Here is a 23779-nt window from a genome sequence, read left to right on the forward strand (position 1 = left end):
GCTCAGCGCAGGGCGCGGTTGACGGCGCTGGTCACCGCTCGGACCGAGGCGGTGACGATGTTGGCGTCGAGGCCGACACCCCAGACCGTCTGACCGTCGACCTCGCACTCCACGTACGCGGCGGCCTGGGCGTCGCCGCCCGAGGACATCGCGTGCTCGTGGTAGTCGAGTACCCGTACCTGGATGTCCAGTGCCTGGAGCGCGTTGACGTACGCGTCGATCGGGCCGTTTCCGGTCGCGGAGAGGGACCGCCGGCCGGCGCCGAACTGCGTCTCGGCCTCGATCTCGACCTTGCCCTCGACGGTGCCGATGGCGTAGTCGTCCACCCGCACGGCCGGCTGCCGCTGCTGGTCGACCAGGTACTCCTCGGCGAAGAGCTGCCACATCCGGGCCGGCTCCACCTCGCCGCCACCGTCGTCGGTGACCCGCTGTACGACGCCGGAGAACTCGATCTGCAACCGTCGGGGCAGGTCGAGGTGGTGCTCGGTCTTCATGACGTACGCGACCCCGCCCTTGCCGGACTGCGAGTTGACCCGGATAACGGCCTCGTAGGTGCGGCCCAGGTCCTTCGGGTCGATCGGCAGGTACGGCACCGCCCACGGGTACCGGTCGATCGGTACGTCGGCGGTGCGGGCGTCGGCCTCCAGGGCGTCGAAGCCCTTGTTGATGGCGTCCTGGTGCGAGCCGGAGAACGCGGTGTAGACCAGATCACCCGCGTACGGGTGCCGCTCGTGCACCGGAAGCTGGTTGCAGTACTCGACGGCGCGCTTGATCTCGTCGATGTTCGAGAAGTCGATCTCCGGGTCGACGCCCTGGGAGAACAGGTTGAGCCCCAGCGTGACCAGGTCGACGTTGCCGGTGCGCTCGCCGTTGCCGAACAGGCAGCCCTCGACCCGGTCGGCGCCGGCCAGCAGGCCCAGTTCGGCGGCGGCGACTCCGGTGCCGCGGTCGTTGTGCGGGTGCAGCGACAGGATCACGCTGTCGCGGCGGGGCAGGTGCCGGTGCATCCACTCGATCGAGTCGGCGTAGACGTTGGGGGTGGCCATCTCGACGGTCGCCGGCAGGTTGATGATCAGCGGCCGGTCCGGCGTGGGGTCGATCACCTCGATCACCGCCGCGCAGACCTCCAGCGCGTAGTCGAGTTCCGTTCCGGTGTACGACTCCGGCGAGTACTCGTAGAAGACCTCGGTGTCCGGGGCGTGGATCTCGGCGTACTTCTGGCAGAGCCGGGCGCCCTGGGTGGCGATGTCGGTGATCCCGGCCTTGTCCAGGCCGAACACCACCCGGCGTTGCAGCGTGGAGGTCGAGTTGTAGAAGTGCACGATCGCCCGCTTCGCGCCCCGGATCGACTCGAAGGTCCGGTCGATCAGGTGCTCCCGACACTGGGTCAGCACCTGGATGGTCACGTCGTCCGGGATCAGGTCCTGCTCGATCAGCTGCCGTACGAAGTCGAAGTCGGTCTGGCTGGCGGACGGGAAGCCGACCTCGATCTCCTTGTAGCCCATCTGCACCAGCAGGTGGAACATCCGTCGCTTGCGTTCCGGCGACATCGGGTCGATCAGGGCCTGGTTGCCGTCGCGTAGGTCCACGGCGCACCAGCGCGGCGCGGCGTCGATGCGCCGGGTCGGCCACTGCCGGTCGGGCAGGTCGATCGCGAACTGCTGGTGGTACGGCTGGTAGCGCTGGAACGGCATGCGGCTGGGTCGCTGCCGGGCTATCGGATCAGCGTCAGTGGTGCCGGCTTGTTGGGCCATGGCGAGGAACTCCCGTGGTCATGTGGCAATGGGCGCCGAGGTGTTCGGGCTTCGAGACGAGCGGGCCGCGACGGGGATCGGCCGAGATGCAGGACGGCGCGCTTCAACTCCGCGACGAGGTGCCGGCCTGGGGGGCCTCGTCGCGGCAGCGAAGGAGCAGGGCCTGCCACATGACAACCGCGACCATATGTGACTGATGCGCGAACCGAAAGCGTAGTCCGCAATCTGGGAACCGCCCAGGTCAGCGCAGCATCAACTCGGTCAGCGGCCGGCGCTGACGCAGGCCGACCTCCCGGGCCCGCAGGTCCTCGGGGAGGGAGTACGGGTCACCGAGCCGCCCGACGGCGACCACGACGTGCGGCCGTACCGCCGGGGCCAGTTCCAGGTCGGTACGGAGCCCGGCCGCGTCGAACCCGGAGATCTGCCGTACGTAGAGCCGGAGCGTGGTGGCCTGGACCGTGAGGTGTGCCACGGCCTGGCCCAGGTCGTACGCGGCGTGGGTCAGCGGGCAGCCGGTCGGGCCGGTGGTGGCGTGCGCGCCGAGCAGCAGCGCCGAGGCGCGCCCGGCCCACCGCTGGTTGCCCGGGGTGAGGTTGACCAGGATCCGCTTGTACGCCTCGTCGTCGCGCCGGCCCACCAGGAAGCGCCAGGGCTGGGTGTTGTCGGCGGAGGGAGCCCACCGGGCCGCCTCGAGCAGCGACGCGACCTCGGCGTCGGTGAGGTCGGCGACCGGGTCGAACGCGTGCGGACTCCACCGGGTCGCGAGCAGCGGGGAGAGCTGGGCCATGCCGCTGAGTGTGCCGTATCGGACGCTCTGTCCCTTAACCGGGGTCACCAGAAGTGACCGGGCGCACCCGTAACGTGAGAGGGCCTCACTCGTTCGGGCTGGCCGGATCGTCCGGAGTGCCGCCGTCCGGCCCGCCGTCGCCCTCCGGGCCGCCCTCGCCGTCCGAACCGGTCTGCTCGCCGGGCGGGGGCGCGGCGATCCGCAGCGGCTCCCGGTCGACCAGCGGGCCGGACAGCGCGACCGTGGCGGGCGCGGCGGTCGGCGTACCGGTCAGGGTGAGGGTGCCGGCCGGCAACCGGGCGGCGGTCAGGGTGCCGTCCGGGGCGTAGCAGTAGATGCCGGAGTCCAGCGGCGGACTGACCGACGCCGAGGTCGACTCCACCGCGAAGCAGGCACCCTGAGCGCCGGGAAGCGCCGAGGTGGAGATCGAGAGCGGGGCCTGGCGGTCGGTGAGCACCTCGGGCCAGTCCGTGAACGGATGCTGCATCCGGGGGTCGATACCGGCGTCCAGTGGCTCTCCGGGATCGGCCACCCGGACGCAGCCGGGGGACCCGGGCTGCCCGGCCGACGACAGCGCGCACTGGAAGGTCCCGGCACTGGTCTGCGCCATCGAGACATCGGCGGTGCCGCCGAGCGCACCGCCGGGGATGTCCACCCGCCACGACCCGTCCGTCGCCCGGGTCACCGAGATCGTCCGGTCCGGCTGTCCCTGCGCGGAGAGGGTGTACCCGGCCACCAGACGGCGGTCCTGGGCGGCGGCGGCGAGCGCCGCGAGTTGGTCCCGGGCCTCGGCCGGCCGGCTCGCCGCCGGCTCGGTCGGGGTCGCCGCGGGTGCGGGTGTCCCGCCACCGCAGGCGGTCAACAGCAGCGCTCCGACCAGCAGAAGTACCCCGAGCACGGGACGGACGGCGGCCTGGTGCGGCGCCGCCCGGTACGGGCGGACGGGGGGCCGGTCCCGGTCGGCGGTGGGGTGGGTGGCGACACCGGGGTACACCCCGCCATTCTGGGGCCAGACCGCCGAAACGAGTGGTCAGCCCAGCTACCGTCGCGTGTCGTCGCAAGGTCGGATGGTGGGAACGGCTGGTCGGTCCGCGCCGGTCGGCCGGTACGCTGAGGGAGTCTCACACGGCGCCGCCGGCCTCGACCCGGCGGCGTTGGCACGCTCAGGGCCGGTGCGCCTCGCCCGGCCCAGGGGAAGGAGTCAACCGTCGTGGCACTCGTGGTGCAGAAGTACGGCGGATCCTCCGTCGCCGACGCTGAGCGGATCAAGCGGGTGGCCGAACGGATCGTCGGTGCCCGCAAGGCCGGCGACGACGTGGTGGTCGTGGTCAGCGCGATGGGCGACACCACCGACGAGCTGCTGGACCTGGCCAACCAGGTCAGCCCGCTGCCGCCCGGCCGCGAACTCGACATGCTGCTCACCGCCGGTGAGCGCATCTCGATGGCGCTGGTCGCGATGGCGATCCACAACCTCGGGTACGAGGCACGCTCGTACACCGGATCGCAGGCCGGCGTGTTGACCACCTCGGTACACGGCCGGGCCCGGATCATCGACGTCACACCCGGCCGGCTGCGGGCGGCGCTCAACGAGGGTGCGGTGGCGATCGTCGCCGGCTTCCAGGGCGTCTCCCAGGACACCAAGGACATCACCACGCTGGGCCGGGGCGGTTCGGACACCACCGCCGTGGCGCTGGCGGCGGCGCTCGGGGCGGACGTCTGCGAGATCTACACGGACGTGGACGGCGTCTTCACCGCCGACCCGCGGATCGTTCCGAACGCCCGGCACATCAAGACCATCACCTATGAGGAGATGCTCGAACTTGCCGCGTGCGGAGCGAAGGTACTGCACCTGCGGAGCGTGGAGTATGCCCGTCGGGCGGGGTTGCCGATCCGCGTACGTTCGTCATACTCGACCAACACCGGAACCATGGTGACCGGATCGACGGAGGACCAACCCGTGGAGCAAGCACTTATCACCGGGGTCGCCCACGACCGGAGCGAGGCGAAGATCACTGCCGTCGGCGTTCCGGACGAGCCCGGAGCGGCCGCGCGGATCTTCGAAACGGTCGCCGGAGCCGAGATCAACCTGGACATGATCGTCCAGAACGTCTCCACCGAGGGCACCGGGCGGACCGACATCTCCTTCACCCTGCCGAAGGCCGACGGACCGACCGCGATGGCCGCGCTGAGCAAGGTCCAGGAGCAGGTCAAATTCAAGGGTCTGCTCTACGACGACCATGTCGGCAAGGTCTCGTTGATCGGTGCGGGCATGCGTTCGCATCCGGGCGTGGCGGCCGGCTTCTTCGCCGCGCTGGGCGAGGCCGGAGTCAACATCGAGATGATCTCCACGTCCGAGATCCGGGTCTCCGTGGTCTGCCGCGACACCGACCTCGACGCCGCGGTCCGGGCCGTGCACGAGGCCTTCGACCTCGGCGGTAGCGAGGAAGCGGTGGTCTACGCCGGGACCGGGAGGTAGCCCGCGATGGCGACACTCCCCACACTGGCGGTGGTCGGCGCGACCGGTGCCGTCGGCACGGTCATGTGCGACCTGCTCTCCTCGCGGAAGAACGTGTGGGGTGAGATCCGGCTGATCGCGTCGCCGCGCTCGGCCGGGCAGACGCGGATGTGCCGGGGCGAGGAGCTGACCGTCCAGGCGCTCCGCGCGGAGGCGTTCGACGGCGTGGACGTGGCGATGTTCGACGTGCCGGACGAGGTCTCCGCGCAGTGGGCGCCGATCGCGGTGTCCCGGGGTGCGGTGGCGGTGGACAACTCCGCCGCGTTCCGTACCGACAGGGACGTGCCGCTGGTGGTGCCGGAGATCAACCCGGAGCAGGTGCGCAACCGCCCCAAGGGCATCATCGCGAACGCCAACTGCACCACGCTCACCATGATCATCGCGGTCGCCCCGCTGCACCGCGAGTACGGGCTGCGCGAACTGGTGCTCGCGTCGTACCAGGCGGTGTCCGGGGCCGGACAGGTCGGCGTGGACACCCTGCACGACCAACTCTCCAAGATCGCCGGCGATCGGGTACTCGGCTCCCGCCCCGGCAACGTGCGGCAGGCGGTCGGCGACGATCTCGGCCCGTTCCCCGCCCCGATGGCGCTCAACGTGGTGCCCTGGGCCGGCTCGCTCCGGGACGGCGGATGGTCGTCCGAGGAGCTGAAACTGCGCAACGAGTCGCGCAAGATCCTCGGTCTGCCCGACCTGAAGGTCTCCGCCACCTGCGTACGGGTGTCGGTGGTGACCGGCCATTCGGTGGCCGTACACGCGGTCTTCGGAACCGAGGTCGACGCCGAGGGGGCGCGCGAGGCGCTGCGCAACGCGCCGGGGGTGATCCTGGTCGACGATCCGGCGGCCGGCGAGTTCCCGATGCCGATCGACGCGGTCGGCACCGACCCGTCCTGGGTGGGCCGGATCCGCCGGTCGATCGACGACCCCCGCGCGCTGGACCTCTTCGTCACCGGCGACAACCTGCGCAAGGGTGCGGCCCTCAATACCGCCCAGATCGCCGAACTCCTGGCCGCCGAGTTCATCGCCGCCCGCTGACGCCCTGCCGATTGCCGGCCGCCAGGACGGCAGTCGGCCGCCCGGACGCCAACCGGGCGTCAGCCCATCGGTAGCGGGCGGCAGTCGGCGGGTAGCGGGCGGCAGCCGGCCGGTGGGGCGCCAACCGGCGTCAGCCGGCGGCGGCCAGTCCCACCCCGTCCCGGCCCTGCCGCTTCACCCCGTAGAGCGCCTCGTCGGCCCGGCGTAGCGTCAGGTCGGGCGACTCGCCGTCCCGCTGCACCGCCACCCCGACGCTGATCGTCCGACCGATCCGTCGGGCCGCCTCGGCCAGCCGCTCGGCGATCCCGACCGCCTCCTCCGGGCGGAGCACCTCGACCACCGCCACGAACTCGTCGCCACCGATCCGGTACAGCTCGTCGCCGTGCCGCAGCGCGCCCTGGAGGGCTCGGGCCAGGTCGACCAGGACCCGGTCGCCGGCCTGGTGGCCGTACGTGTCGTTGATCGTCTTGAAGTCGTCGACATCGACGGCGAGCAGGGCCGTACGCCCCGGGTTCGACTCGGCGATCCGCTCGCCGAAGGAGCCCTGGTGACGCAGCCCGGTCAGCGGATCGGAACTGGCCTGCTCCCGCAGCCGGGCCAGCCCGCGCAGCCGTTCGAGGCAGATCCACGACTGGGCGGCGAGGAGTTCGATCAGGTTGACCGTGGTCGGATCGGGACGCAGCGTACGGGTGTCGCCGACCAGCAGCACCCCGCAGAGTTCCGTCGGCCCGAACGGTACGGAGATCAGCGTCCGTACCCCGGCCGCGATCAGCAGGTCCTGGTCGGCGGTGGTCGGATGGTCCCCCTCGCCGAGCGTGTAGGACGCCCCGGACCGGTGGGCCCGGCTGCGCAGCCGCTCCAGCAGCGGCTGGCCGGCGCCGGCCAGGGCGGCGTGCACCCGTGCCTCGAGTTCGTCGGGTACGAGGCTCGGCGTGACCACGAAGGGACCGGCCGGCCCGTCGATTACGAAGACCGCCGAGCAGAGCCCCGAGATGTCCCGGGCTGCCTGGACGGCGGCGGTCATCAGGTCGGTCTCGGTCGCGGCAGCGGTCAGGGCCGAGGCGTGCCGCAGCAGCTTCTCGCTCCGGGTCTCGGCGGGTGGCCCACCCAGTTGTCCGATCCGGGTACCGAGCCGGGCGGCGATCTGCTCGACGGTGTCCCGCCAGGCGTCGAGGTCGACCCCGGTCGTCGTCCACTCGAGGTCCAGCACGCCGATCGGGCGTCCCGCCGCGTCGAGAATCGGGGCACAGATCTGCGCCTGGACGTCCGGGCGCAACGGTACGTAGTCGGGATCGTCGGTGATCTCCGAAACCGTCTCCGCCTTGCCCGAGGCGTAGACCCGGCCGACCACACCGATGCCGGCGGGTGCCGAGGCGAAGACCTGCCAGGAGCCGGTCGCGGCGACACAGCGGAGCCGGTCGTGCACCCACAGAAGTACGGCGATCCGCCCCGGGGTGTGCCGGCCCAACGCGGCCACCATCGCCTGGCACGCCTGCACGGCGGTGGACGCCGAGGGCAGCCTGGTGGTCACGTCGCGTACGACGCGTAAGTGATCGAGGGACACCGGGTCCGATCCGCAGGTAGGGGCCGAGGGGGTACGTCGTGCGTCGGAGGGGCAGGGGGCCGGCCATCCGGCGGCGGCCGGACGACGCCCGACCAAGATTACTCAGGGTGCTGAGAAACCGCTGAGCCCTGCAAGCAGGTGCAAGGAAGGTGCAAGGAAGGGCCCCTTCTTATCGCTTTTTGTAGAAGAAGGGGCCCTTCCTAACCGTTTCGGCGGGGGAGCTACCTGATGAGGGCCAACGCCGGCTTGATCAGGTTGGCGGGGGCGGTTTGCGGCGTACCAGCGTCGAACGGCGGCTCCGGGGCGTACTCCATGGCGAGCTGTACGGTCTGCGCCGTGCTCACGTCGGTCGACTCGGCCAGCAGGGTCAGGGCCATGTCGATGCCGGCCGAGACGCCGGCCGCCGTGACGATCCGCCCATCGGTGACCACCCGCTCGTGCACCGGCTCGGCGCCGAAGTCCGCGAGCCGATCCACCCAGCCCCAGTGGCTGGTCGCCCGCCGGCCGGTCAGCAGCCCGGCGGCGGCCAGCAGGAACGAGCCCGCGCAGACCGAGGTCGTCCACCGGGTGTGCTGGTGCGCGGCGGCGATCCAGCCGACCAGCGCCTGGTCGGAGATCGCAGCGGCCGTGCCCGGCCCGCCGGGCACGACGATCATGTCCGGGCGGGGCAGCTCGGCGTAGGAGGCGGTCGCGGTCATCGCGAGGCTGCCTTGGTCGTCGACGACCGGACCGGGCTCGGCGGCGACGAGGGTGACGGTGAACCCGGGGGCGAAGGCCAGCACCGTGTACGGCCCGACGACGTCGAGCGCGGTGTACCGGGGGTAGAGCGGGATGGCGACATGCATGGTCGACTCTCCTGTTCGAGACGTGTGGACGAGGTGGGCGTGCTGACGGCGTCCGTGCTGACGGCGGGCGTCCGTGCTGACGGCGGGTGGGATCGACTCCGGCCTGGCCTGGCCTGGCCCGGCCCGGCCTGGCCTGGCCCGGCTCGGCTCGGGGCGGCGCGGGGCGGGGCGGAGGGGCTGGGGGCGTACCTGGTGGTGGTGGAGGTCGGGTGCGGGTGGGCCGTCAGGTCCGCTGTGAGCTGAACCGGCGGCGGTAGTCGCCGGGTGCGACCCGCCAGTGCCGGCGGAAGACCCGGTAGAGGGTTTCCGCCGCCCCGAGTCCGGATTCCCGGGCCACCCGGTCCAGCGGATGTCCGGTCTCCTCCAGCAGCCGTCGGGCGGTGTCGGCACGACTGCGTTCGACGTACCGGCCCGGTGGCAGGCCGGTCTGCTTGGTGAAGACCCGGGAGAAGTGCCGGTCGCTCATCCCGGCCCGTCGGGCGAGGGCGGGCACGCTCAGATCACCGGCCGGATTGGCGTCGATGAAGGACTGGAGTTCCCGCAACGGCTCGCTGCGCGGCGTCGTACTACGCATCGGTGTACTGAACTGGCTCTGGCCGCCGGGTCGGTGCAGGTAGACGACGAGCCCGCGAGCGATCTCCCGGGCCACGTCGTGGCCGTGGTCCTCGGCCACCAGCGCGAGTGTGAGGTCGATTCCGGCGGTCACCCCGGCCGAGGTCCAGACGTTTCCGTCCCGTACGTAGATCGGATCGGCGTCCACGTCGACGTCCGGGTACCGGGTGCCCAGTTCCGGCGCCGCCAGCCAGTGCGTGGTGGCGCGTCTGCCGTCCAGCAGGCCGGCCTCGGCGAGCAGGAAGGCGCCGTTGCACACCGAGGCGATCCGGCGGGCGGTACCGGCCAGCCGGCTGATCTCCCCGATCAGGTGCCGGTCGCCCAGGCGTTTCGGCACCGACAGCCCGCCGACCACGACCAGGGTGTCGATCGGTCCGCTGATCTCGTGCAGCGCCAGTTCCGCCACGGTCGCGATCCCCTTGCCGGCGGGTACGGCACCCGCGCGGACCGCCGCCACGTCAAGTCGATAGCCGCGCTCGCTTCCGACGATCAGGCTCGCGGTCGCGAAGACGTCGGCCGGGCCGGCCAGATCGAGAAGCTGGAAGCCGTCGAAGATCACCACCACGACACGTCGTTGCATGCCGTTCATGCTGGTCGAAGCGGAGGTGTGGCGTCAACGACACAGGTATTGCAGATCATGCCAACGCGGCCGTACGGCCGGCGGTCGTGTCTGCCACGGCGGCACCGGTTGGTTGGACGGGTCAGCGGCGGGCTTCCCAACACGCCGGGACGAACCAGGACCAGCGGTGGACCCGGGACTAGGATCGGCCAGAGTCTTTGTGATCATGGTGACGGAGAGTCGAAGAGTCGAGAGCCGGAAGACGGGAGAGCCGAAATGACGAGGCTGCCCGACGAGGTGGTGTCCGCAGTCGGTCGGATCACGATCGCGGCCGGTGACCTGGAACTCATCCTGGCCTGGATCGGGGCGGACCAGGCGGGCGGCAACGCGTTCGAGGTGCTGGCCCGACCCGGCGAGCCGGTGCGGGCGGCCCGGGGTTCGGTCGAGTTCGCGGCCCTGGAGTACCGGCAGGCGTACCTTCCGGTGGTCGAGATCGCCGCCAAGCTCCTCGCCAAGCGGCACGCCGTCGTCTCCGCGATGTGGGTCAGCGAGGCTCCCGACGGGTTGGCGCAGCGCTGGGACCTGCTCGACGACAAGACCCACGTACGTCAACTGGTCGATCCGCGCGCGCTGGACGAGCTGGCCCGGCAACTGCTGGAGGCCCGGAACCGTCTGGTGGAGATCGTCACGGCCCAGCTCAACAACGAACCGGTGCCGACTCCCTGAGGGACAGCACGCCCAGTTGCCAGCGGGTTCGGGTCACCGGCGTGGGCAGACGTCCTTGGCGTTCCGTTCGAACTTCGACCTCGTCATGATCTCCTGTTTGCGGTTGCCGACCGGTGCTAAAACGTGTTCGGCGTCCAGTTTCTCGAAGACGTCGGTGGTGAACTTCAGCGTGATCGAATCGCGGAATCCGTAGGCTGCGATCGCGTACCAGACGTCCGGCTGGAGCTGGTGCAGATTCGAGTGGTCGAGTTTCCAGCCGGCGGGCGGCGGGCCGAGCAGCTCGATCTCGCTGACCGGTTGGGGATCGGTGCTGCTGATCGACCAACTCGGCGAATCGGCGTCCGCCGTCGCGCTGCCGGGCGCGCTCGGGCCGCCAGACGGTGCCGAAGGCGATGTCGGCGGGTTCGGATCTGCGGTCGGCGGGTTCGTGGTGCCGGTCGACGGGCTCAGGCCGGTGGGCGGCGTGGAGCGGTCTTCGCGTACGTGGATGGACGTCGTCGAGTGGCTCGACGCGCAGGCAACCGAGACGATCGTCGGCTTGCCGTCGAGGACGGCCAGCGCGGTCAACGGCTCCCTCGCCGGTGAACAGCCGACGAGGGCAGCCAGGGCCACCGGCAGCAGCAGTACGACGCGGAGGATGCGCATGCTTCCAGCGTGACCATCAATGATCACTGTTCGAGGTCGGTGTCACCACGATCCGGTGCCATCGGCGTCATCCGCCGCTTCGCGTCGACCAGGCCCGTCCGCGGCCGAGGCCGGCGGCCGGATCGCGGGGAAGGACTACTGGAAGCGTCGGGTCTCCCACGCTCCAATATGGAACGAGCGGCTTCCGTCGCTGTGCAGGACGGCGAGACCGGCCGGTTCCGGGCGGTACCGCTCGCCGCGCCGGAGGAACACCGGTGTCCGCAACACCAGCCAGGCGCAGCCCGGACCGGCGGACAACTCATCGATGAGCGTCAGCCGGTCGACGTCCTGCCACGGCCACATCAGCAGACCGTACTGGCCGCCCGGCGAAATCGGGTACCCCGACCGGAGGCATGGGTGCAGGATGCTCGGAAAGGCCGCGCTTGTCGTTCTGAACGCCACCTGTGCGCGTACCGGAAAAGGGGATCTGGGAATGAGTGACGTCCGGACCGAGGAGGTCGCGCCCGATGACTGGCCGGCGTGGCGCGACATCCGGCTGCGCTCGCTGTCGCAGGACCCGGCGGCGTTCGGGTCGACCCACGAACGCGAGGCCGTCTTCGACGAGGAGACCTGGCGCTCGCGGATCGACGGCACGAGCGGACCGGGCATCCTCGCGTACGCGGACGCCGTACCGGTCGGAATGGGTGCGGGCTGGCTCTACGAGCCGGGCCGGCTCATGGTGGTGGCGATGTGGACCGAGCCGGACTGGCGTGGGCGTGGGGTGGGTCGGCAGGTCCTCGACCACGTGGTCGGCTGGGCCGTCGAGCGGGCACTCGTGGTCGATCTCTGGGTCGCCGAGGCCAATCCCGGAGCACGGCGACTCTACGAGCGGTACGGCTTCCGGCCCGACGGTCAGACCGCGCCGATCCGCGAGGGCAGCGACCTGCTCATGAGCCGGCTCGTCATCGCCTCCTGAGCGCCCCACATCGCTCTGAGCCAGCAGCACAAATCTGCAACCTGCTGTATTTTTGGAATCGAGTCCAATTTTGATAGCCTGCCCGTCGTGGCAGAAGGGCTTCGGGAGCGGAAGAAGCGGCAGACGCGGCAGCGCCTCTCGGCGGTGGCCACCCGGCTGTTCGTGGAGCGCGGCTTCGCGCAGGTGACGATCGCGGAGGTCGCCGCAGCGGCGGACGTGTCAGTGAACACCGTCTACAACTACTTCGAGGCCAAGGAGGACCTCGTCCTACCGCCGGACGAGGCGTCTCCGGCGCGGATCGCCGACATCGTGCGGCGACGCACCCCCGGCCAGTCTGCCGCCGGGGCGCTGTTGAGCCAGCTTCGTGACGAGGTGCGTCGCCGAGATCGCAAACTTGGGTTGACCGAGGGCTTCGCTCCCGTCCTGGAGATGATGCGGGCCGCCCCCACGCTCAGCGCTCGGCTGGAAGAACTCGGACGCCAGATGACCGATCGGCTCACGGCCCTACTCGTCGAGGAAACCGGGGCAGGTCAGGATGATCCGCTGCCTCGCGCCATCGCCTGGCAACTCGGCTGCCTGCACTCGCTGGTCTTCGCCGAGATCGGCAGACGCACCACGGCGGGCGAGGGCCCCGAAGCCATCGCCGAGGCGGCCCTGGCCCTGCTCGACGTTGTCGAAAGCCTGCTCAGCGAGCAGGTTCTCAGCTATGCCGTACGGAAGGGCTGACATGTTTCGAGTGGTGATCTCGGGAAAATTCATTGGCTTGGACGACACCGGCAGAGCCGCCGTGTTGGCGGCGAACGGCGCTGGCTTCACCGAGGCTGGCAGGTTCACCCATGACGCGAGTGTTTCGGCATTCACCTTCCGCTGTCAGGTGCCGGTGGACCCGGATGATGGCGAACACGAGGCCACCCAGCGGGCGATCAGGGCGCTGGATGCGTACGGCCTTCCCTACCACCCGATCCGTATCGCGGCGACGGATATGCGTGAGATCAAGATTCGCCAGAAGGGCCGATGGAGGTAGCGGGTCCTTCGGCTTGACACTTCGCCGGAACCGGCCACTGATCAGTCGGGTCGGGTGCAGCTTCGGCCGGACGCTCCGAGAGCCACAAGTAGGAACCCGCACGACGATCACGCCGGTGGAGGTGAGCCACACGGCCGGGTGCGGTGGTTCCTTCAGGGCGTACGCGCCGAGCAGCACGAGCGCGAAGACCGAGGGAACGGCCAGCGCCGCATCCCGTACCGCAGCGCCAAGCCTCGTGGTCGACGTCCCGTTTCCTGGCCCACCGACTGCTCCGAGAGGAACGAAGAACTCCGCCGCTCCAGCGTGCGTTCCGCGCATCGTCACACAGCCTGCCCGTACGTGGTGATCGACCAGCGCGCCTCTGGACCTGCGACGAGTGGACGCCGAGCGCTCCCGGAGATGATTCAGGGCCAGCCCCTGGTGAGGAGACCGGCCCTGAACTGCACTTACTCTGGTCGGGGTGGCCGGATTCGACCTACCCACTTATCACGCGAAATTCCGGCGCGGCGCACTAGGAGTGCTTCGCGCCAAGCGCCCCGAGGTCTTAGCCAGTTAACGACTTCGCCGAGGTCCACACCAAACGGCGTCACCGACCTCGTCGGTGGCGCCGTTTGGTGCAGCCGGGGCGGCGAGTCAGCCGCCCACGGAGTGCGCGTCGCTGGTGACGGTGATGCCCTGCGCGAAACTGACTACCTGATCGGTGGTGAGGCCGACGGAAGTCGGGACCTGCACCAGGACCTTCTTGCCTGCGGCGTCAGAAAAGATCAACCAGATGACTCCGCCCTTGGCGTGTCCCAGTAGGCCATCCCTGCCGTTCACGGAGACCTTCGTGACGGGCGTCTCGCTGGGCAGCCGGGACATTCCCTGGAGGGTGACCGCGATGCGACCGTCGTAGCTGACGCTCGATCCCTCCGCCTCGGCACCCTGGGAACCGACGACCATAGGAAGCGCCGAAGAGGAATCCGCGCCGGGCGGCACGACCACAAATTCGTTCCTGTTCGACGAGATCACCTGCCAGTCAGCCGGTACGGTGTCAACTCTGAAACCGGCCGGCTGGGTGCCGGTGAAGGCGACGAGCTGAATCCGGGGCGCCTGCTGGGTCGTCGTACCCGACTCGCCTGCGGCAGTGGGCCGGGAACCAGCGGGTCCGAATTGAGTGACGCCAACCACCATGGCGGCCACGGCAGCGACAACGAGGCTTGAGCCAGCGATCCGGTTGCGTCGGCGACGGATCAAGGCACGATGCCCACGGGCCACATCCGCGGCGACAGTCTCCGCACTTGCCGCTGCGGGTGAGTCCACGTGGGGCAGTTCCCTCAGAACATCAACGATTTCCTGCATAGCAATACCTCTCCGATTAGTTTCACCAGCTGTCGATCAAACGAAGTTGTGCTCGTGCTGTGGAAAGACCGCACGCAGATGCTCCAAGCCACGAGCGCTCTGGCTCTTCACCGTGCCCTCGCTGCAACCCATCGCGTCTGCGGTTTCGGCGACGCTGAGGTCCTCGACGTAACGCAGCACAACCGCTGCCCGCATGCGGGCCGGCAAAGTGGCCAGCAACGCCGCCGTCGCCTTCTCGTCCCCGTACGCTGCCTCGGCGGCGGCGACATCCGGCAGCTGCGCCTGGACCCGCTCGCGGCGGCGGAACAGACTCCGGCGGTCATCCATCGCCGCGTTCACCACGCAGCGGCGTGCGTAGGCCTCCAGCGTTTCAGGGCGAACCCGCGGCCAAGCGAGGTACAGACGAACCAGCCCCGTCTGCACCGCGTCCTCAGCCTTGGCCAAGTCACCTGACAGCAGCAGAGTCGCCACACGCACGAGCGCGGCACGTTTGGCCAGCACGAACTCGGTGAACCTGCGATCTCGTTCGGATCTCCATGTCACGGACGCCCGCCTTCTCTCTCGATACTGGACATGTGGACACCGCTCATACGGAATCGGGCTCGTCCGGGTTGCACGACGGGCCGAATCACCACGGGGATCTCAGTGACCTCATGGTCGACGAGCTCGACCGGCGCGGACGCGCCGGGATCCTCGTGTCGAAGTAGCTAGTGGCGCTGCGACCGTTCGGCGTACTTTCCGCCAGGCCGTGAAGGCTGCTGGAGTCGATTCAGCCGACTGGACGCCCCGAGAGCTGCGACACAGTTTCGTGTCCGTGCTGTCCAGTAGCGGGGTGACCCTGGAGGACATCGCGGATCTCTGTGGGCACTCGGGTACGACCGTCACGGAGAAGGTCTACCGGCACCAGCTACGCCCGGTCCTGCTGAGCGGTGCGGTGGCGATGGATCGCATCTTCGCGCTTGCCCCGGAGGGACAGTCACTCAGTTAGTCACTCAGGAAGCACTAGAGGGCATATCCATGGATCGGATATGCCCTCTGACCTGGTCGGGGTGGCCGGATTCGAACCGACGACCTCTTCGTCCCGAACGAAGCGCGCTACCAAGCTGCGCCACACCCCGAGGCGTGCCGAGCAATAGTAGCCCACCCGACCCGCCGGTCAAATTCGGTATCCGGGCCGGTGCGTCCGGCCCCACACCGACCTGTGGGAACGTGCCGGAGCAGCCGGACGGCTCAGCGGGGGATGAGCGTCAGCAGCGATGCCTCGGGCCGGCAGGCGAACCGGACCGGGGCGGTGGGATGGGTGCCGAGGCCGGCGGAGACGTGCAGCCAGGCGTCCGAGTCGGGCCAGCGGTGCAGCCCGCGTGCCATGGACCGGGGCAGGTCGCAGTTGGTCGTCAGGGCGCCGACGAACGGGACGCGTACCTGCCCGCCGTGGGTGTGTCCGGCGAGCAGCAACTCGAAGCCGTCGGCCGCCATCTCGTCCAGCACCCGGGGCTCGGGCGAGTGGGTGAGCCCGATGGCGAGGTCGGTCCGCTCCCCGATCTTCCCGGCGACCGAGGAGTAGTCGTCGCGTTCGATGTGCGGGTCGTCCACGCCGACCAGCTCGATCAGCCGCCCACCGGACTTGATCGTCGTACGGGCGTTGTTCAGGTCCGCCCAGCCGGCGCCGACCAGCACCTCGCGCAGATCCTCGAACGGCAGGTCGACGCCCTGTACGTACTCGCGCTCCGGCAGCAGGTAGCTGAGCGGGTTCTTCCAGACCGGTCCCCGGTAGTCGTTGGAGCCGAACACGAACGCGCCCGGATAGTCGAGCATCGGTTGCAGGGCCCGCAGCGCACCGGGTACCGCCTCGGGATGGGCGAGGTTGTCCCCGGTCACCACGACCAGGTCGGGGTCGGTGGCGGCGAGTGAGGCTACCCAGGCCTGTTTGCGGCGCTGGTCGGGCATCATGTGCAGGTCCGACAGGTGCAGGATGCGCAGCGGTTCGGCATCGGTGGCCAGCACGGGTACGTCGTACCGGCGCAGGGTGAACATGTTTCGCTCGATGAGCGAGGCGTACGCCAAGGCGGCGCCGCCGGCCACGACGGTCCCGGCGGCCAGCTGGAATACTGTGCGCTTTCGCATGCCGCTCAGGGTAGTTTGACCGTCCATGGGCACCTTGAAGGACCTCCTGACCTCAGACATGCGCACCGCGCTGAAGGCTCGTGACGAGTTGACCACCTCGACGCTGCGGATGGCGCTGGCGGCGATCGGTAACGCCGAGGTCGCTGGCAAGGCGAAGCGGGAACTCTCCGACCAGGAGGTGCTGGCGGTGCTCACCAAGGAGGAGAAGAAGCGCCGGGAGGCGGCGGCCGCGTTCGGTGACGCCGGCCGGGCGGAGCAGGCGGCCCGGGAGCGGGCCGAGGGTGCGGTGCTGGACCGGTACCTGCCGAAGCAGCTCCCCGACGACGAACTGGCCGATCTGGTCGCGGGGGCGCTGTCCGCCGGTGGGTTCACCGACCGGGGACAGATGGGCCCGGCGATGAAGGCGGCACAGGCCGCGGTGGCCGGCCGGGCCGAGGGTGGCCGGGTGGCCGCCGAGGTACGCCGCCAGCTCGGCGCCGGATAGCGGTCGCCGGCCCGTCAGCGGCGGACGTCGCCGTTCCGTCAGCGGCGGAGGTCGCCGGCGCCCGTCAGCGGACGGAGAACGGGCGGTCAGCGGACGGAGAACGGCCCGTCAGGAAACGGAGAACGGGCGGTCACCCCGGCACTGGGGTGACCGCCCGTTCGTCGTTTCATCCGAGCCCAGGGCTACGCCCGCTGGTGGCGGGCGTAGCCGGAGTTGGCCTGGTCAGCGCCTCGGTGGCGGGTTGCCGCCCGCTCCCTTGCCGTTGCTGACGTCGACGACCACCGGACCGCCCTTGATCGTCCGACCGTCCGGGCTGGTGCCGGCCGCCGTACCCTTCGGGCAGCTGGAGTCGACCTCGCCGCCCTTCTCGGCGTCGAAGCCGGCGCCGTTGATCCGGGACAGGGCCGTCTGGAGCGCCAGGCACTTGACGTCCGGGATGCTCTTCTGGTCGCCCTCGATGATCTTGCCGGAGGGCGGCGTGAACTGGATCGACTTCTTGCCCTTCATGGCGTCCCGCAGCGCCTGGTAGACCGGGGGATTGACGCCACCCCGCACGTCGTGCCCCATGTTCTGGGTGGTCTCGGCCCAGTCCGGATCGGCGAGGATGCCGGCCATCGCGAGTTGCTTGGTCATCACGACCAGCGAGGCGCTCTTCTCCGAGTCGGTCGTACCGCTCTTGCCGGCCACCGGCTTTCCGACGATGCCACGGACGTTCTGCGCGGTGCCGCTGGTGCAACGGGACGTGGAGGAATCGTCACCGACCGGGCAGCGGGCGGCGTCCACGGCGGCCCGGGCCACCTCGGTCTTGATCCGTTGCTCGCAGCGCGGGTTGGCGATGTCGAGCTTGTTGCCGTCCTGGTCGCGGATCTGCTGCACCGGAATCGGCTCGCAGTACTTGCCGTCCGCGGCCAGCGTGGCGTACGCGTTGGCCAGCTCCAGCGGCGTCGTCTGGGAGACACCCAGGGTGAACGCGCCCCACTGGTTGGCGTACTGCTTGTTGGAGGCGAACCGGGCGTCGTTGCTGGCCCGGAAGGTGATGCCCATCCGCTTCGCCGCGTCGACGACCTTGGCCGCGCCGACCCGCTCCTGCAGGGGCACGAAGTAGGTGTTCACCGACCTGCCGAAGGCGGTCCACATGTTCGACGGCCCGGCCATGCTCTTGTTGGCGTTCTGCGGGCAGTACTTGTTGGTGCCCCCGCAGGCGGCCGGAGAGCCGTACTCGACGATGTACTTCGTCTGGGCGACCTCTTTGGCATTGATCGTGTGGTGCAGCGGGTAGCCGTTCTCCAGGGCCGCCACGATCGTGAAGATCTTGAACGTCGAGCCGGCCTGGTAGCCGGTGATGTCGCCGCCACCGGTCAGCAGCGGGTTGGTGGTGTTCGGGTACGTGCCCCGGATGTTCTTTCTCTTCTTGGCCGGGTTTGTGGAGATCTTGTTCGCTGGTTTCTTCGGGTCGTCCAGCTTGTAGTTCCGGTTGACGGCCAGGGCGCGGACGCGTCCGCTGCCGGGCTCGACCGCCGCCAGCATCATCGCTTCCTTCTTGCCCGTCTTGACGTTGCGCTCGATGGCGTCCTTGGCCGCCTTCTGCGTCTTCGCGTCGAGGGTGGTGACGATGCTGTAGCCGCCGCTCTTGAGCCGGCGCTCCCGGTCGTACTGGGTGGGGCCGAACGTCTCCTGCTGCATCCACCAGCGGTAGAAGAAGTCGCAGAAGAAGCCCCAGTCGTTCTTGTTGGTGGCGACGCAGCCGTTGGGGGTGCGCTTGTCCTTGACCGTCAGCTTGACCGCCTTGGCCGCGGTGGCCTCCTCCGGCGTGATCGCCTTCGTCTCCACCATCTGGTCGAGCACCCAGTTGCGCCGCTCGACGGCGGCCGGGTAACCGCTCTTGGTGGTCGGGTCGTTGTCCGAGGGCGCCTTCACCATGCCCGCGAGCATCGCGGCCTCGTCGAGCTTCAGGTTCTTCGGAAGCTTGCCGAAGTAGACCTGGCTGGCCGCGAAGATGCCGTACGCGCCGTTGCCGAACGGGGCGATGTTGAGGTAGCCCTCCAGGATCTCGTCCTTGGACAGGTCGGCGTCCAGTTGCAGGGCGTACCGCATTTCGCGGAGCTTCCGGGCGCTGGTGTCCTCGGTGGCGGCGACGACGTCCTGCGGGTGGGTCGCCGAGTAGGCGATGGTGAGCCGGACGTACTGCATCGTCAACGTCGAGGCACCCTGAGTGGTGACGCCCGCCTGGTTGTTCGCCACGAACGCCCGGGCGACACCGTTCATGTCGACGCCGTTGTGTTCGTAGAAGCGCTTGTCCTCGGCGGCGATCAGGGCCTTGCCGACGGTCGGTGCGACATCCTTCAGTGCCACGTCGCGGCGGTTCTCGTCGTACATGGTCGCCAGCGGTGTCTTACCGTCCGACGCGTACATGTAGCTGATCTGCGGCGCCTTCTTGACGGTCAGTTCGGTGGGTAGTTTGTCGAACGTCTCCGAGCCGGCCTTCGCTGCCAGTCCGGACATCGCCACTGCGGGGAAGGCGGCGGCCGCGACCACCACGCCGGCCAGCAGGCCACAGATCAGCAGCGACGCGGCGTTGGTGAAGACATTGTGGTCACGCTTCCGCATCCAGGTCACCTCGACAGGGTACGTGAATCAGCACCGAGGTCGCGCCCTGCGTACTTTCCCCATTTCCTGCTGGCGCTGGCCTCGTTGTGCTAAACGCATGACCCCCGGTGTGCGGTTGCGGGCTTCTGCTGCAGAGTCTCCTCCTTTCGAGCAGCCTCCGCAGCGTTTTCGCAGCTTACTGCCGGGTAGTCAGCGCCGGATCGCCGGACGAAAGGGTCAGGGACTGTCCGGGTTGACGGATTTGGCTGACAACGTTGCGTAATCAGTTGACTACAGAGCATGATGGTCGGGCGAGAGAATCGCATGTCGTCCGTGGTGTCCGGGGGAGGGCGGCACGGGTGACCGGGGGGTTATCGCCGGCTGACCGGCTCTGGTCGGTAGCGGGACTGCAAGGGGGGACAGAAACAGATGGGCATGATCACAGACTGGCCCACATTGGCGGCGTGTCAGAACGGGGATCCTGACGCGCTGTTCGTACAGGGCGCCGAACAGAACGTGGCGAAGCGGATCTGCCGCAGCTGCCCCGTGCGCTACGAGTGCCTGGCCGACGCGCTCGACAACCGCATCGAGTTCGGGGTGTGGGGTGGCATGACCGAGCGGGAACGCCGGGCCCTGCTGCGTCGACACCCGCAGGTGGCGAGCTGGCGGAAGATGTTCGAGGCGGCCATGAAGAACAAGGACAAGGTCCTCGTCACGGCTGGCTGATCGCGGCACCTATCGTGCGCAGCCCGTCGACGTCGTGAACGTCGGCGGGCTGAGCCGTGACCGCGACCGTCGGCACCGAGGGGAAGGCGTCGGTGAAGACCCGGGCCACCCGGCGCTCCCGCGCGGCCTGCTGGGTCAGGGCCGCGTGGGCACGCAGGGCCTCGACCGTCGCCTCGTGACCACCCAGCTCTTCGAGCCGGTCGGCGGCGGCGAGACTGTCGGCCGCGGTGGGTGTCTCGACCGCCGGCCGATGCACCCGGTTGAGCACCAGACCGGCGAGCGGCATGCGCTCCCGGCTCAGCCGGCCGGCGAAGTAGGCGGCCTCCCGGACCGCGTCCGGCTCCGGCACCGCGACCAGGAGGAAGGCCGTCTCCCGCGCCTGTAGCACCCGGTACGTCTGCTCGGCGCGCTGCCGGAAGCCGCCGAACATCGAGTCGAGCGCCGCTACGAAGCCGGACAGGTCAGTGAGCAACTGGGCGCCGAGCACCTTCTGCACCACCCGGGAGAACATTCCGAACGAGGCCGTCACCAGGCTGAACATGCTCCGGCCGCCGCTGCGGGCCGGGGCCAGCAGCAATCGCAGCATCCGACCGTCGAGGAACCGGGACAGCCGGGCCGGCGCGTCGAGGAAGTCGAGCGCGGACCGGGACGGCGGGGTGTCGACCACGATCAGGTCCCACTCGCCACGGGAGTGCAGCTGACCCAGCTTCTCCATCGCCATGTATTCCTGCGTACCGGCGAAGGTCGAACTCATCGCCTGGTAGAACGGGTTCGCGAAGATCTCCGCCGCCTTCGCCGGATCGGTGTGCGCGAGCACCACGTCGTCGAAGGTCCGCTTCATGTCCAGCATCATCGCGTGCAGTTGGCCACCGCTTGCCTCGACGTCGATCCCCTTGACCTGCCGAGGAGTGTTGTCCAGCTCGGTCAGGCCGAGCGACTGGGCCAGCCGTCGGGCCGGGTCGATGGTGAGCACCACCGTACGCCGGCCGTGCCGCTCGGCGGCCCGGAGAGCCAGCGCGGCGGCGGTGGTGGTCTTGCCCACCCCGCCCGCGCCACAGCAGACCACGATCCGGACGCCGGGATCGGCGAGGATCTGGTCGATGTCCAGCTGCGGCACTGGGTGATCGGGACGCACCAAACGAGCGTATCGGGACAGTGCCGCGCGGACGGTGTGGTGGCGCCCAGGTGTGAGTCAGTCGGCTATGGCGCCACCCGTTCGAGCCGATCCCCGGCGCCCCGCGCTCGACGCCCGGTCCCGATCCCTGACGCCGGGCCCCATCGCCCCGCTCGGCTCGGCTCAGGTCGGCGCGTCGAGCAGGGTGTCGGCGATCATGTCCAGACCGACCCGGTCCACGCCCTCGGTCAGCAGGGGCAGTTCGACCAGGGGCAGCCCCAGTTCGACCAGTTCGGCGCGGAGTGTCTCCTCGAGGTTCCGCCGGATGAGCTGGTCACGGGCTTCGGAGTGCAGCCCGGCGACGGTGGCCCGGTCGGTCGGCAGGCCGGCGGCGGCCAGCCCGCGACGCAACTCGGCCTGGGTGACCTTGCCGGCCAGCAGCGCCGGGCGGGTGGCGTTGAGGATCAGCCGGCCGACCGGGATGCGCAGCTTCGTCAGGTCGGCGATCGCGTCGATCGTCTCCTGGACCGGCATCTCCTCCAGCAGGGTGACCACGTGGACGGCGGTGATCGGCGAGCGCAGCAGCGCCGCGACACCCTCGCTCTGGGTCTTGATCGGGCCGACCTTGGCCAACCGGGCCGTTTCGGCGGTGACGTTCAGGAACCGGCCGATCCGGCCCGTCGGCGGGGCGTCGAGCACCACCGCGTCGTACACCCGGCGCTTGTCGGCGGTCCGGGTGGTGGCCTCCTTGACCTTGCCGGTGAGCAGTACGTCCCGCAGGCCGGGCGCGATGGTGGTGGCGAAGTCGATCGCACCGAGCTTGCGCAGTGCCCGCCCCGCGGCGCCGAGCTTGTAGAACATGTCCAGGTATTCGAGGAGGGCCTCCTCGGAGTCGACCGCCAGGGCTCGGACCTCACCGCCGCGCCGGGCGGTGGCGATCGGTCGTTCCTCGTACGGCAGCGGGTCGGTGCCGAAGAGCTGGGCGATGCCCTGCCGGCTCTCCACCTCGACCAGCAGGGTACGGCGCCCGCCGCTGGCCAGCGCCAACGCCAGCGCGGCGGCTACCGTCGTCTTGCCGGTTCCGCCCTTACCCGTGACCACGTGGAGCCGGGCGGGCCAACGGGCGCTGACCCGTTCGGCGTCCGCCCGGTCGTCCGACTCCTCGCCCGCTCGCACCCTCCGAGCCTATCCAGCCGGGCGGGTCAGACCACGTCGCAGACCCACCAGCCGTTCTCCTCGACCACGATGAACCCCAGCCGCTGGTCGATCGTCCGCTCGTCGCCGGTCGCCATGGTGAGCGTGGTCGACACGAGGGCCCGCTCGGCGTCCTGCTCGTCGACCCTGGGTTCGGTCCACCGGAACCGGGGCGTGTCGTACGCCTTCAGCTGATCCGCCAGCTCCTCGACCTTCGCGGCGATCTTGTCCTCGTCGCGGGCCGCCGGGCAGGTCAGGCTGGCCACCCGGCCGGGGTCCCGGTGCGTGTAGACCGCCTCCAGGAAGCCCTCCACGGCGGCGGCAGGCTCGGCGGCGCCCTCACCCCGGTCGGCGTTGCGCAGCAGCAGGTAGGCGGAAACTCCGCCGCCGACGCAGAGCAGCAGCGTCGCCGCCAGCGCTATCGCCGCGAAGAGCAGGCCGCGACGCTTCTTCGGCACCGCGACCGGCCCGGCCGGCACCGTACCCGGGGGAACCGGCAACGTACCCGGGGGAAACTGCCCGGCCGGCGGCCAGCCAGGCTGGCCCAGCGGCGTGGTCTCGTCGGTCGGCGGAGCCGGGGGAACGGGCGCGGTGGCGTCGCCGGTCGCCGTCGGCGCGGCCCATGGCGAGGTCGACGGCTCCGGCGGCGCCGCCCGGTCGACGGACACCGTCGACTGCTCGGCGTCCCGTCCGTCCTCGATGCCCGGATCGGCCACCGGTGTCGTCGGTGTCCCGGCTGCCGCAGCCGTGTTGGACGTGGCCGGAGCTTCCATTGCGCCGAGCGTGCTGGGCGTGGTCGGCGTGTCGGCTGCCGCAGCCGTGTCCGGCGTGGCTGGATCGTCCGCTGCCGCGACGGCTTCCGGCGCCGGGTCGGTGTCCGCTGTCGCGTCGGGGCGCTCACCTGGGCGGCGGGGGGCCTCGTCGCCGTCGGGTGGTTGCGTCATGGTGTCCCCAATCCCGGTGGGCCCCGATGCGGTGGTCGCCCGTGACCGGCGGGCGGCTCGCGGGGGGGCTGGCGTGGTCCTGAGCGTGGCGGAAGGGCTTAGTGACCCACCGGGGCGAGGGTAACCCGGCGTGGCCAGCCGGGGCCGTACCGGTCGCGGCGGACGTCGACTCCGGCGAACCGGCCGGGAGGCGTACGTGGGCTGGCGGTGCAGCCCGTAGGCTGTCGCGGAAACGCCCCCGAGACCGA

23 protein-coding genes, 1 tRNA gene and 1 pseudogene are annotated in these 23779 nt (G+C 70.0%); 9 read left to right on the forward strand and 16 right to left on the reverse strand.

Annotated features, from left to right (window positions below; genetic code table 11):
• Window positions 1-2 precede the first annotated feature (2 nt).
• From leuA to H4W31_RS10405, 3 genes are all read right to left on the reverse strand, one after another.
• A complete protein-coding gene (gene leuA, locus H4W31_RS10395; protein ID WP_192766464.1) occupies window positions 3-1754 on the reverse strand; it encodes a 2-isopropylmalate synthase in 1752 nt (583 codons plus the stop codon).
• A gap of 241 nt (window positions 1755-1995) precedes the next feature.
• The gene (locus H4W31_RS10400) at window positions 1996-2541 is read right to left on the reverse strand and encodes a nitroreductase family protein (protein ID WP_192766465.1); all 546 of its coding nucleotides are present in this window, start codon (window positions 2539-2541) and stop codon (window positions 1996-1998) included.
• A gap of 85 nt (window positions 2542-2626) precedes the next feature.
• The gene (locus tag H4W31_RS10405) at window positions 2627-3535 is read right to left on the reverse strand and encodes a hypothetical protein (RefSeq protein WP_192766466.1); all 909 of its coding nucleotides are present in this window, start codon (window positions 3533-3535) and stop codon (window positions 2627-2629) included.
• 216 nt (window positions 3536-3751) lie between these two features.
• Here H4W31_RS10405 and H4W31_RS10410 point away from each other — a divergent pair, with 216 nt between their 5' ends.
• Window positions 3752-5017: an aspartate kinase gene (locus H4W31_RS10410; protein WP_192766467.1), complete on the forward strand. Its 1266-nt coding sequence runs from the start codon at window positions 3752-3754 to the stop codon at window positions 5015-5017.
• Window positions 5018-5023: 6 nt separating this feature from the next.
• A complete protein-coding gene (locus tag H4W31_RS10415) occupies window positions 5024-6088 on the forward strand; it encodes an aspartate-semialdehyde dehydrogenase (protein ID WP_192766468.1) in 1065 nt (354 codons plus the stop codon).
• Between the two features lie 130 nt (window positions 6089-6218).
• Here the strand turns inward: H4W31_RS10415 and H4W31_RS10420 are convergent, their stop codons facing one another.
• The 3 genes from H4W31_RS10420 to H4W31_RS10430 all read right to left on the reverse strand — a co-directional run bounded on the left by H4W31_RS10420 (window position 6219) and on the right by H4W31_RS10430 (window position 9689).
• Window positions 6219-7652 carry a sensor domain-containing diguanylate cyclase gene (locus H4W31_RS10420; RefSeq protein WP_318783128.1) on the reverse strand — a complete coding sequence of 478 codons (1434 nt, stop codon included), beginning with the start codon at window positions 7650-7652 and terminating at the stop codon, window positions 6219-6221.
• A 221-nt stretch (window positions 7653-7873) separates the two neighbouring features.
• Window positions 7874-8497, reverse strand: a complete 624-nt coding sequence (locus tag H4W31_RS10425; RefSeq protein ID WP_192766469.1) for a DJ-1/PfpI family protein — start codon at window positions 8495-8497, stop codon at window positions 7874-7876.
• A 223-nt stretch (window positions 8498-8720) separates the two neighbouring features.
• Window positions 8721-9689, reverse strand: coding sequence for a GlxA family transcriptional regulator (locus tag H4W31_RS10430; protein ID WP_192766470.1), 969 nt, complete (start codon window positions 9687-9689; stop codon window positions 8721-8723).
• Window positions 9690-9944: 255 nt separating this feature from the next.
• On the opposite strand from H4W31_RS10430, the gene H4W31_RS10435 reads away from it, so the two are divergent.
• Entirely contained in the window at window positions 9945-10394 is a 450-nt protein-coding gene (locus tag H4W31_RS10435; RefSeq protein WP_192766471.1) for a hypothetical protein, read from the forward strand.
• A 33-nt stretch (window positions 10395-10427) separates the two neighbouring features.
• On the opposite strand, the gene H4W31_RS10440 is transcribed toward H4W31_RS10435, so the two are convergent.
• Complete coding sequence (locus H4W31_RS10440; protein WP_192766472.1) at window positions 10428-11039, reverse strand: hypothetical protein; 612 nt, start codon at window positions 11037-11039, stop codon at window positions 10428-10430.
• Window positions 11040-11174: 135 nt separating this feature from the next.
• Window positions 11175-11381, reverse strand: coding sequence for a hypothetical protein (locus H4W31_RS10445; RefSeq protein ID WP_192766473.1), 207 nt, complete (start codon window positions 11379-11381; stop codon window positions 11175-11177).
• A 130-nt stretch (window positions 11382-11511) separates the two neighbouring features.
• On the opposite strand from H4W31_RS10445, the gene H4W31_RS10450 reads away from it, so the two are divergent.
• The 3 genes from H4W31_RS10450 (at window position 11512) to H4W31_RS10460 (ending at window position 13018) form a co-directional block, all read left to right on the forward strand.
• Window positions 11512-11994: a GNAT family N-acetyltransferase gene (locus H4W31_RS10450; protein WP_192766474.1), complete on the forward strand. Its 483-nt coding sequence runs from the start codon at window positions 11512-11514 to the stop codon at window positions 11992-11994.
• Window positions 11995-12081: 87 nt separating this feature from the next.
• Window positions 12082-12720, forward strand: a complete 639-nt coding sequence (locus H4W31_RS10455; RefSeq protein WP_192766475.1) for a TetR/AcrR family transcriptional regulator — start codon at window positions 12082-12084, stop codon at window positions 12718-12720.
• A 1-nt stretch (window position 12721) separates the two neighbouring features.
• A complete protein-coding gene (locus H4W31_RS10460; protein ID WP_192766476.1) occupies window positions 12722-13018 on the forward strand; it encodes a DUF6204 family protein in 297 nt (98 codons plus the stop codon).
• A gap of 633 nt (window positions 13019-13651) precedes the next feature.
• Here the strand turns inward: H4W31_RS10460 and H4W31_RS10465 are convergent.
• Together H4W31_RS10465 and H4W31_RS10470 are read right to left on the reverse strand one after the other, a co-directional pair.
• Window positions 13652-14359: a hypothetical protein gene (locus H4W31_RS10465; RefSeq protein ID WP_192766477.1), complete on the reverse strand. Its 708-nt coding sequence runs from the start codon at window positions 14357-14359 to the stop codon at window positions 13652-13654.
• A gap of 36 nt (window positions 14360-14395) precedes the next feature.
• Window positions 14396-14860 (reverse strand): sigma-70 family RNA polymerase sigma factor, encoded by a 465-nt coding sequence (locus tag H4W31_RS10470; RefSeq protein WP_318783129.1) that lies wholly within the window; start codon window positions 14858-14860, stop codon window positions 14396-14398.
• A gap of 205 nt (window positions 14861-15065) precedes the next feature.
• On the opposite strand from H4W31_RS10470, the pseudogene H4W31_RS10475 reads away from it, so the two are divergent.
• Window positions 15066-15347 (forward strand): annotated as a pseudogene (locus H4W31_RS10475) (tyrosine-type recombinase/integrase); the annotation flags it as partial.
• Window positions 15348-15400: 53 nt separating this feature from the next.
• On the opposite strand, the gene H4W31_RS10480 reads toward H4W31_RS10475, so the two are convergent.
• Both H4W31_RS10480 and H4W31_RS10485 read right to left on the reverse strand, forming a co-directional pair.
• Window positions 15401-15477, reverse strand: a tRNA-Pro gene (locus H4W31_RS10480).
• Window positions 15478-15589: 112 nt separating this feature from the next.
• Window positions 15590-16483 (reverse strand): metallophosphoesterase, encoded by an 894-nt coding sequence (locus H4W31_RS10485; protein WP_192766479.1) that lies wholly within the window; start codon window positions 16481-16483, stop codon window positions 15590-15592.
• 25 nt (window positions 16484-16508) lie between these two features.
• On the opposite strand from H4W31_RS10485, the gene H4W31_RS10490 reads away from it, so the two are divergent.
• Window positions 16509-16967, forward strand: coding sequence for a GatB/YqeY domain-containing protein (locus tag H4W31_RS10490; RefSeq protein ID WP_192766480.1), 459 nt, complete (start codon window positions 16509-16511; stop codon window positions 16965-16967).
• 222 nt (window positions 16968-17189) lie between these two features.
• On the opposite strand, the gene H4W31_RS10495 is transcribed toward H4W31_RS10490, so the two are convergent.
• Window positions 17190-19574 (reverse strand): transglycosylase domain-containing protein, encoded by a 2385-nt coding sequence (locus H4W31_RS10495; RefSeq protein WP_192766481.1) that lies wholly within the window; start codon window positions 19572-19574, stop codon window positions 17190-17192.
• Between the two features lie 408 nt (window positions 19575-19982).
• Between H4W31_RS10495 and H4W31_RS10500 the strand changes: the two genes are divergently transcribed.
• Complete coding sequence (locus H4W31_RS10500; protein ID WP_192766482.1) at window positions 19983-20279, forward strand: WhiB family transcriptional regulator; 297 nt, start codon at window positions 19983-19985, stop codon at window positions 20277-20279.
• Here the strand turns inward: H4W31_RS10500 and H4W31_RS10505 are convergent.
• From H4W31_RS10505 to H4W31_RS42655, 3 genes are all read right to left on the reverse strand, one after another.
• Entirely contained in the window at window positions 20266-21414 is a 1149-nt protein-coding gene (locus H4W31_RS10505; protein WP_404825574.1) for an ArsA family ATPase, read from the reverse strand. The two genes, H4W31_RS10500 and H4W31_RS10505, sit on opposite strands and share 14 nt — an antisense overlap.
• 162 nt (window positions 21415-21576) lie before the next feature.
• On the reverse strand, window positions 21577-22569 hold the full coding sequence (locus tag H4W31_RS10510) for an ArsA-related P-loop ATPase (RefSeq protein WP_192766484.1): 993 nt from the start codon (window positions 22567-22569) through the stop codon (window positions 21577-21579).
• A 26-nt stretch (window positions 22570-22595) separates the two neighbouring features.
• Window positions 22596-23531: an Rv0361 family membrane protein gene (locus tag H4W31_RS42655; RefSeq protein ID WP_225945473.1), complete on the reverse strand. Its 936-nt coding sequence runs from the start codon at window positions 23529-23531 to the stop codon at window positions 22596-22598.
• Window positions 23532-23779: the final 248 nt, after the last annotated feature.

Source organism: Plantactinospora soyae, from assembly GCF_014874095.1.
GTDB lineage: Bacteria > Actinomycetota > Actinomycetes > Mycobacteriales > Micromonosporaceae > Plantactinospora > Plantactinospora soyae.

Coding starts and splice junctions, on each gene's coding strand:
- H4W31_RS42655 (WP_225945473.1), bottom strand. CDS start 23,531: ATGACGCAACCACCCGACGGCGACGAGGCCCCCCGCCGCCCAGGTGAG.
- H4W31_RS10400 (WP_192766465.1), bottom strand. CDS start 2,541: ATGGCCCAGCTCTCCCCGCTGCTCGCGACCCGGTGGAGTCCGCACGCG.
- H4W31_RS10495 (WP_192766481.1), bottom strand. CDS start 19,574: ATGCGGAAGCGTGACCACAATGTCTTCACCAACGCCGCGTCGCTGCTG.
- H4W31_RS10425 (WP_192766469.1), bottom strand. CDS start 8,497: ATGCATGTCGCCATCCCGCTCTACCCCCGGTACACCGCGCTCGACGTC.
- H4W31_RS10460 (WP_192766476.1), top strand. CDS start 12,722: ATGTTTCGAGTGGTGATCTCGGGAAAATTCATTGGCTTGGACGACACC.
- H4W31_RS10435 (WP_192766471.1), top strand. CDS start 9,945: ATGACGAGGCTGCCCGACGAGGTGGTGTCCGCAGTCGGTCGGATCACG.
- H4W31_RS10440 (WP_192766472.1), bottom strand. CDS start 11,039: ATGCGCATCCTCCGCGTCGTACTGCTGCTGCCGGTGGCCCTGGCTGCC.
- leuA (WP_192766464.1), bottom strand. CDS start 1,754: ATGGCCCAACAAGCCGGCACCACTGACGCTGATCCGATAGCCCGGCAG.
- H4W31_RS10415 (WP_192766468.1), top strand. CDS start 5,024: ATGGCGACACTCCCCACACTGGCGGTGGTCGGCGCGACCGGTGCCGTC.
- H4W31_RS10450 (WP_192766474.1), top strand. CDS start 11,512: ATGAGTGACGTCCGGACCGAGGAGGTCGCGCCCGATGACTGGCCGGCG.
- H4W31_RS10485 (WP_192766479.1), bottom strand. CDS start 16,483: ATGCGAAAGCGCACAGTATTCCAGCTGGCCGCCGGGACCGTCGTGGCC.
- H4W31_RS10490 (WP_192766480.1), top strand. CDS start 16,509: ATGGGCACCTTGAAGGACCTCCTGACCTCAGACATGCGCACCGCGCTG.
- H4W31_RS10430 (WP_192766470.1), bottom strand. CDS start 9,689: ATGCAACGACGTGTCGTGGTGGTGATCTTCGACGGCTTCCAGCTTCTC.
- H4W31_RS10445 (WP_192766473.1), bottom strand. CDS start 11,381: ATGTGGCCGTGGCAGGACGTCGACCGGCTGACGCTCATCGATGAGTTG.
- H4W31_RS10500 (WP_192766482.1), top strand. CDS start 19,983: ATGGGCATGATCACAGACTGGCCCACATTGGCGGCGTGTCAGAACGGG.
- H4W31_RS10465 (WP_192766477.1), bottom strand. CDS start 14,359: ATGCAGGAAATCGTTGATGTTCTGAGGGAACTGCCCCACGTGGACTCA.